The organism is Dietzia natronolimnaea (assembly GCF_002289575.1).
GTDB lineage: Bacteria > Actinomycetota > Actinomycetes > Mycobacteriales > Mycobacteriaceae > Dietzia > Dietzia natronolimnaea_A.
Map to the genome: position 1 here is coordinate 1 of NZ_NTGA01000096.1, position 1,221 is coordinate 1,221.

1 protein-coding gene is annotated in these 1,221 nt (G+C 63.0%); it reads left to right on the forward strand.

The annotated features are described in order from the left end of the window. The first annotated feature begins 54 nt into the window (after positions 1-54). The gene (locus CEY15_RS17805; protein WP_069389026.1) at positions 55-1,206 is read left to right on the forward strand and encodes an IS30 family transposase; all 1,152 of its coding nucleotides are present in this window, start codon (positions 55-57) and stop codon (positions 1,204-1,206) included. Positions 1,207-1,221: the final 15 nt, after the last annotated feature.

Consider the following 1,221-nt stretch of genomic DNA (forward strand, 5'->3'; position numbering starts at 1 on the left):
CCTTAGACTCAAACCGTCAACGCAACACCAAGCAATCTATGGTGGAGGTGGACGATGGCTAAGATTGGCCGGCCCGGACTGCCGCCGGAGGAACGGCAGCGGGTCTGGGATATGTGGAAGGCGGGGTCGTCGATCAGTGAGATCTCGCGATCGGTCGACTCGCCGCCGGGTTCGGTGTTTTCGATCCTGCGGCCCAAGGGCGGGATCTATCAGTCGCCGCAGAAGCGCCGGGCGGGGACATTGAGTCTGTCCGATCGGGAGGAGATCTCCCGCGGTCTGGCGGCGGGCGACTCGTACCGCCAGATCGGTCGCCAGCTGGGACGGCCTGCGTCAACGATCAGCCGAGAAGTCGGGCAGAACGAGGGTAGGGAGCGCTATCGCGCCATCGACGCAGACGACCGCGCCTGGCGCCGGGCCCGGCGTCCTCAGAAGCCCAAGCTGGCCACGAACCCTGTACTGCGAGGCTACGTCGCTGCACGCCTGAAAGAGGAATGGTCTCCGGAACAGATCGCTGGTCGGCTGAAGAAGCAGTACCCAGCCGGGTCGCGGATGCTGATCTCGCACGAGGCGATCTATCGGTCGCTGTACATCCAATCCTGGAATGTGCTGGACAAGTCGTTACAGAAGCAGTTGCGCACCGGCAGACCGATTCGTCGCGCGGTCAGCAACACCACCTCCGGCCAGTGGCGCTCGCAGATCAAAGACGCCGTGTCGATTGATGCCCGTCCAGACGACGTCGCGGACCGCGCTGTTCCAGGTCACTGGGAAGGCGATTTGATGATCGGATCGGAGCAGTCCCAGATCGCCACGGTCGTGGAACGCTCCAGCCGCTACACCTGCTTAGTCCAGGTCGACTCACGCCATGCGTCCTCTGTTACTGAAGGACTGTGCCGGGAGCTGTCGGCGCTCCCGGAGACGATGTCTCGCTCCCTGACGTGGGACCGCGGCATGGAGCTGGCCGGACACAAAGACGTCGCCGCCGGCACCGGGATCAGCGTGTACTTCGCCGACCCACACTCGCCCTGGCAGCGCGGCACCAACGAGAACACCAATCGCTGGCTTCGTCAGTATTTTCCGAAGAAGACAAGCATGAACGGCTACTCCCAGGCTGACTTGCACCGAATCGCGGAGAGATTGAACAACCGGCCCCGGAAAACCCTCGACTACGACACTCCCGCCGAACGCTACGCCGCCCTGTTGCATTGACGATTTGAATCCAAG

Excerpts from the sequence above, each read along its gene's own strand:
- CEY15_RS17805 (WP_069389026.1), top strand. The coding sequence starts at position 55 with ATGGCTAAGATTGGCCGGCCCGGACTGCCGCCGGAGGAACGGCAGCGG.